Source organism: uncultured Amaricoccus sp. (assembly GCF_937858865.1).
Classification (GTDB): Bacteria; Pseudomonadota; Alphaproteobacteria; order Rhodobacterales; family Rhodobacteraceae; genus Amaricoccus.
Window position 1 is genome coordinate 1 of sequence record NZ_CALLYO010000241.1, and the last position, 4,781, is coordinate 4,781.

A 4,781-nucleotide genomic window follows, 5' to 3' on the forward strand; every position below is an offset into this window, starting at 1 on the left:
CAGTCGCGATCCGTTTGTATCCGGGCCTCAGCGTCACCGTTGCCCCCGGCCGTGCTCATCGCGAGCGGCGCCGTGCTAGAGCGGCGAAGCGATCCTCAGTCGCCGCGGTAGGGGCGAACATACTGCAGCGCCATGTCCCAGGGGAAGAAGATCCAGGTGTCCTGGCTCACCTCGGTGATGTAGGTGTCGACCATCGCCCGCCCCTGCGGCTTGGCGTAGACGGTGGCGAAATGCGCCTTCGGATAGAGCCGGCGGACCAGCTCGAGCGTCCGGCCGGTGTCGACGAGGTCGTCCACCACCAGGATGCCGGTCCCGTCCTGCATCAGCCCGGCGTCGGGCGCCTTCAGCACCTCCGGCTCGGCCTGCTTCTGCCAGTCGTAGGATTTCACGCTGATCGTGTCGATCGTGCGGATGTCGAGCTCGCGCGCGACGATCATCGCCGGGGCCATGCCGCCGCGGGTGATGGCGACGACCGCCCGCCAGGCGCCGTCCTCGCCCGGCCCCTGCTTGTCGAGCCGCCAGGCCAGCGCCCGGGCGTCGCGGTGGATCTGGTCCCAGGAGACGTGGAATCCCTTCTCGTGCGGAAGGCGGTCGGTCATGGCGCAAGGTCCGCTCTGCTCATCGCGCCGTCCTGCTACACCGGCCGCCCGGCCGCGTCCATCGCTGCTCTGCCCGCGCGTTGAGGGCACCCGGCCGATCTGGTATCCTGCGCGGCAAGGGGCGAGGCGGCGCGGCACGGCGGATGCCGCCCGTTCCCCGCGCCGGCGAGTTCGGTCCGACCCGTGGCCGACGGCAGGGAGATCGGCGGGGACATGGGCCGAAGATGGGAGGCTGCATGTCTGCCTACAACATCGTGCGCATGCGCGTGAAGCCGGGGGAGGTCGACGGCTTTCTCGACATCCACCGCAGCCGGCGCTTCTCCGACATGCCCGGCATGACCGCGCTCCGTGTCGTCAGGACCGGAGAGCGCGACTTCTGCATCCTCGGCGAATGGACCGGGATGGATGCCCTGGCGGCGGCGCGCCCGGCGATGATCGACATCCTCGACTCGTTCCGCGACAAGCTCGAGGACCTCGGCGGCGGGCTCGGCGTGACCGACCCGGTCTCCGGCGAGGCGGTGATCGAGCGCCACGCCTGACCCTCGGACGGCCAGCGTCAGGACGGCCAGCGTCAGGACGGCCGGCGTCAGTCGGCCGTCTTGCGGCCGGTGACGACGTCGATGTCGGGGGCGTCCTCGGCCTTCATGCCGACCACGTGGTAGCCGGCGTCGACATGGTGGGTCTCGCCGGTCACCCCGGAGGAGAGGTCGGAGAGGAGGTAGAGCGCGCTCTTGCCGACGTCGGCCTGGGTGACGTTGCGGCGCAAGGGCGCGTTCAGCTCGTTCCACTTCATGATGTAGCGGAAGTCGCCGATGCCCGAGGCGGCCAGCGTCTTGATCGGGCCGGCGGAGAGCGCGTTGACGCGGATGCCGCGCGGCCCGAGGTCCATCGCCATGTACTTCACGCTCGCCTCGAGCGCCGCCTTGGCCACGCCCATGACGTTGTAGTGCGGCATCACCTTCTCGGCGCCGTAGTAGGTGAGGGTGAGGAGCGCGCCGCCGTCCGGCATCATCCGCTCCGCCCGCTGCGCGGCGGCGGTGAAGGAATAGACCGAGATGAGCATCGTCTGGGTGAAGTTCGCCGCCGTGGTGTTGGCGGTATAGGAGCCGCGCAGCTCGTTCTTGTCGGAGAAGCCGATGGCGTGGACGAGGAAGTCGAGCTTGCCCCAGCGTTCGGCGAGCGCGGCGAAGACGGCGTCGAGCGAGGCCTCGTCGGTGACGTCGCAGGGCAGCACGATGTCGGAGCCGACCTGTTCGGCGAGCGGCTGCACCCGCTTGCCGAGCGCCTCGCCCTGGTAGGTGAAGGCGAGCGCGGCGCCGGCCTCGTGGCAGGCCTGGGCGATCCCCCAGGCGATGGACTTGTCGTTGGCGACGCCCATGACCAGGCCCCGCTTGCCGCTCATCAGTCCGGTCGCCATGACGTCACTCCCCGCGCCTGAGGCCTTGGGTGTAAGGGAAAGGCCGGCGCGCTTCAAGCGACTGCCGGCGGAGCGGCGCCGGCGGCGGCAATGGTTGCGCTTCGGTTAACGCCCCCGGAAACCCATCGTCGATTCAACCGCTTGCCGGGAGTCGCACGCGTGCGACTCCGCGTGCGTCAGGGATGCAGGACCAGCGGCAGGACCGTGCGGCCCGGCGGGAAGCCCTCGCCGTCGGAGGCGTCCTCCTCGAAGACCTCGAGCGTTCCGATCTGCCGCTCGGCGACGCTGAACGGCACCTCGAAGGCGAAGGGCCCCGGCCCGTCGACGCCGCCGCCGGTGGCCGTGCCCTGGGCGAGCAGCCCTCCGTTCCGGGCATGGAGCCGCCAGACCACCGTGCTCTCGAAGGTGCGCGAGCAGCCCGCGACGGCGAAGCCGCTCGAGACGCGCGCCCCCGCCGCCGGCGCCGTGGCGATGACGAAGGCCGCGTCGTCCAGCGCGCCGTCCGCATTGCCGCAGGCATCCGCCCGGCCGTCGCCGGCCGCCGCCGCGCATCCGGCGAGCAGCACCGAGGCCAGCGCCGTTCCGATCCCCCGCATGACCCCTCCGCTGCCCGGCCGACCTGCGCGACCCTAGCACGGGCGCGGCGCCGGCTGTAGACCTTCCTGACGCCGGCGAGCGCACGGCGGGGCCCCCGCGACCGGCCGAAAAGAAAAGGACGTGGGACCTGAACGTCCCACGTCCTTACCGAGTACAACGCACCCCTCGCATACACCCTGCGCATGCCGCACACCGGCCGCCGATGGCCCCGCGGCATGGGCGTTGTCCTGTCCACTGAATGGATACTTCGCACGTGCAGCAGGAGAATCAAGCGCGTTCGCGTTCACGAATGCGCGCGGACGCGGAAACGCGCCCAGGGATCGCGCAATACCGAACCTCGAGCCGCCGGCGGGAGGTGCGCCGGGGGCGGCGCCCTACATGCCGAGCGCTTCCTTGTAGAGCTCGAGGATCGCCTCCTCCTCGCTCACCTCGGAGGAATCGCGCTTGCGCAGCGCGATCAGCTTCTTCAGCACCTTCACGTCGTAGCCGCGGGCGCGGGCCTCGGCCATGACCTCCTTCATCTGGTCGGAGAGGTCGCGGCGCTCGGATTCGAGCCGCTCGTAGCGCTCGATGAACTGGCGGAGCTCGCCCGCCGTGACCCGGTAGCGATCGCGCGCCTCGTCTTCCAGAACGTCTTCCATGATCTCGGTCCCTGCCTGTCGCGGCGGGACCGTAGCGGCAGGGCAGGGGTGCGGCAAGGCCCCCTTGCGCCGGCGCGCGCCGCAGGGGTAGCGTCGCCGCGGTTCCGGGGATTCATGGGAGTGCAGATGCCGACCCTCGCCTCGATCGGGCTTCTCCTGGCGCTGCTCGGCCTCGGCGGGCTCGGCTGGTGCATCGCCCAGGGCTTCCGCATCCGCCGCGCCAGCCTGCCGGCCGAGGAGGTGCATGCGCAGCTCCACAGGCTGCTCGCGGTCAACCTCGGGTCGGTCGGGGTGGCCGCGATCGGGCTCGCGATGCTGGTGGCCGGGCTGCTGCTCTGATCAGGCGGCCCGCCGCGCCTCGATGCGGCGGAGGAAGGCGACGATGAGCTCGGCCCAGGCGGCGCTGTCGACCGGGCGGGCAAGCGATGCCCGCGCCGCGGCGGCGGCCTCGGCCGGGAAGGAGGTGCCGGCGCGGAGCCGGAGCAGCTCGTCGAGGAACTCGGGGCCGAACTCGGGATGCGGCTGCAGGCTGATGGCGTCGGGCGACTCCGGGTCGCCGTAGGCGATGGCGGCATATTCGCAATGCGGCGAGGTCGCGAGGACGGTGGCGTTCGGCGGCAGCGCGACCACCTGGTCCTGGTGGAGCGCGCGGACCGAGAAGCGGTCGGGCAGGGCGGCCGTCCAGCCGGGGCGGATGGCGAGCCGGTAGTCCTGCACGCCGAGCGCCCAGCCCTTGTCCGACTTCACCGTGCGCCCGCCGAGCGCCTCGGCGAGGATCTGGTGGCCGAAGCAGATGCCGACGAGGGGGACGCGGGCGCGGTAGCAGGTGCGCAGGAAGGACTTGAGCGGCTCGATCCAGGGCAGGTCGTCGTAGACCCCGTGGCGCGAGCCGGTGACCAACCAGGCGTCGGCCTGGGTCGGCGAGGCGGGAAGCTCGCCGGCCACGACGCGGACGGTCGCGAACTCGAGCGTCGGATCGGCGGCGCCGAGCAGGGCCTCGAACATGGCGGGATAGTCGCCGTGGCGGGCCTTGAGGTCGGGATGGACCTCGCCGGTCTCGAGAATGCCGATCTTCATGTCCTGGCTCCTGACGGTCGGATCCGAGATAGGCCGCCGGAGGGCTGCGGTCAACGGCCGCGCGGCCCGGCTGCCGTCGTGCATGCCAGACGGCGATCAAGCGATTGAACTGAAAAGAAAACGGCCGGGCGTTGACCCGGCCGCAAGAAAGGTCGAGACGGGATCAGCTGAAGAACTGCGCGCCGTTGGCCGAGATGGTCGAGCCGGTGATGAAGCCGGCGTCGTCGGCGGCGAGGAAGACGACGATGCGGGCGATCTCGGAAGGCTCGCCGAGGCGGCCGACCGGGATCTGCGGGATGATGCGCTCGTTCAGCACCTTCTCGTCGATCGCCTTCACCATCTCGGTGGCGATGTAGCCCGGCGCGATCACGTTGACGGTGATGCCGGCGCGGGCGCCTTCCTGCGCCAGCGCGCGGGTGAAGCCGATGTCGCCGGCCTTGGCGGCGGAAT

General features: G+C 71.1%; 8 protein-coding genes. 2 read left to right on the top strand and 6 right to left on the bottom strand.

Features of this window, described 5'->3' with window-relative positions; genetic code table 11:
* Nucleotides 1–95: 95 nt before the first annotated feature.
* On the bottom strand, nt 96–599 hold the full coding sequence (gpt, locus tag Q0112_RS06640) for a xanthine phosphoribosyltransferase (RefSeq protein WP_297973020.1): 504 nt from the start codon (nt 597–599) through the stop codon (nt 96–98).
* Between the two features lie 236 nt (nt 600–835).
* Here gpt and Q0112_RS06645 point away from each other — a divergent pair, with 236 nt between their 5' ends.
* Nucleotides 836–1,138 carry an antibiotic biosynthesis monooxygenase gene (locus Q0112_RS06645; protein WP_297973023.1) on the top strand — a complete coding sequence of 101 codons (303 nt, stop codon included), beginning with the start codon at nt 836–838 and terminating at the stop codon, nt 1,136–1,138.
* A 47-nt stretch (nt 1,139–1,185) separates the two neighbouring features.
* Here Q0112_RS06645 and fabI read toward each other — a convergent pair whose 3' ends face one another.
* From fabI to Q0112_RS06660, 3 genes are all read right to left on the bottom strand, one after another.
* Nucleotides 1,186–2,016 (bottom strand): enoyl-ACP reductase FabI, encoded by an 831-nt coding sequence (gene fabI, locus Q0112_RS06650; protein WP_297973024.1) that lies wholly within the window; start codon nt 2,014–2,016, stop codon nt 1,186–1,188.
* A 176-nt stretch (nt 2,017–2,192) separates the two neighbouring features.
* Entirely contained in the window at nt 2,193–2,612 is a 420-nt protein-coding gene (locus tag Q0112_RS06655) for a Gmad2 immunoglobulin-like domain-containing protein (RefSeq protein WP_297973027.1), read from the bottom strand.
* A gap of 375 nt (nt 2,613–2,987) precedes the next feature.
* Nucleotides 2,988–3,254 (bottom strand): DUF2312 domain-containing protein, encoded by a 267-nt coding sequence (locus Q0112_RS06660; RefSeq protein ID WP_297973029.1) that lies wholly within the window; start codon nt 3,252–3,254, stop codon nt 2,988–2,990.
* A gap of 126 nt (nt 3,255–3,380) precedes the next feature.
* Between Q0112_RS06660 and Q0112_RS06665 the strand changes: the two genes are divergently transcribed.
* Nucleotides 3,381–3,593, top strand: a complete 213-nt coding sequence (locus tag Q0112_RS06665) for a hypothetical protein (protein ID WP_297973032.1) — start codon at nt 3,381–3,383, stop codon at nt 3,591–3,593.
* On the opposite strand, the gene Q0112_RS06670 is transcribed toward Q0112_RS06665, so the two are convergent.
* Nucleotides 3,594–4,331, bottom strand: coding sequence for a type 1 glutamine amidotransferase (locus tag Q0112_RS06670; protein ID WP_297973035.1), 738 nt, complete (start codon nt 4,329–4,331; stop codon nt 3,594–3,596). It abuts the gene before it with no gap.
* A 163-nt stretch (nt 4,332–4,494) separates the two neighbouring features.
* A partial coding sequence (locus Q0112_RS06675) for an SDR family oxidoreductase (RefSeq protein WP_297973038.1) occupies nt 4,495–4,781 on the bottom strand: 287 nt, incomplete at its 5' end.

Coding starts and splice junctions, on each gene's coding strand:
- Q0112_RS06655 (WP_297973027.1), bottom strand. CDS start 2,612: ATGCGGGGGATCGGAACGGCGCTGGCCTCGGTGCTGCTCGCCGGATGC.
- Q0112_RS06670 (WP_297973035.1), bottom strand. CDS start 4,331: ATGAAGATCGGCATTCTCGAGACCGGCGAGGTCCATCCCGACCTCAAG.
- gpt (WP_297973020.1), bottom strand. CDS start 599: ATGACCGACCGCCTTCCGCACGAGAAGGGATTCCACGTCTCCTGGGAC.
- Q0112_RS06665 (WP_297973032.1), top strand. CDS start 3,381: ATGCCGACCCTCGCCTCGATCGGGCTTCTCCTGGCGCTGCTCGGCCTC.
- Q0112_RS06660 (WP_297973029.1), bottom strand. CDS start 3,254: ATGGAAGACGTTCTGGAAGACGAGGCGCGCGATCGCTACCGGGTCACG.
- Q0112_RS06645 (WP_297973023.1), top strand. CDS start 836: ATGTCTGCCTACAACATCGTGCGCATGCGCGTGAAGCCGGGGGAGGTC.
- fabI (WP_297973024.1), bottom strand. CDS start 2,016: ATGGCGACCGGACTGATGAGCGGCAAGCGGGGCCTGGTCATGGGCGTC.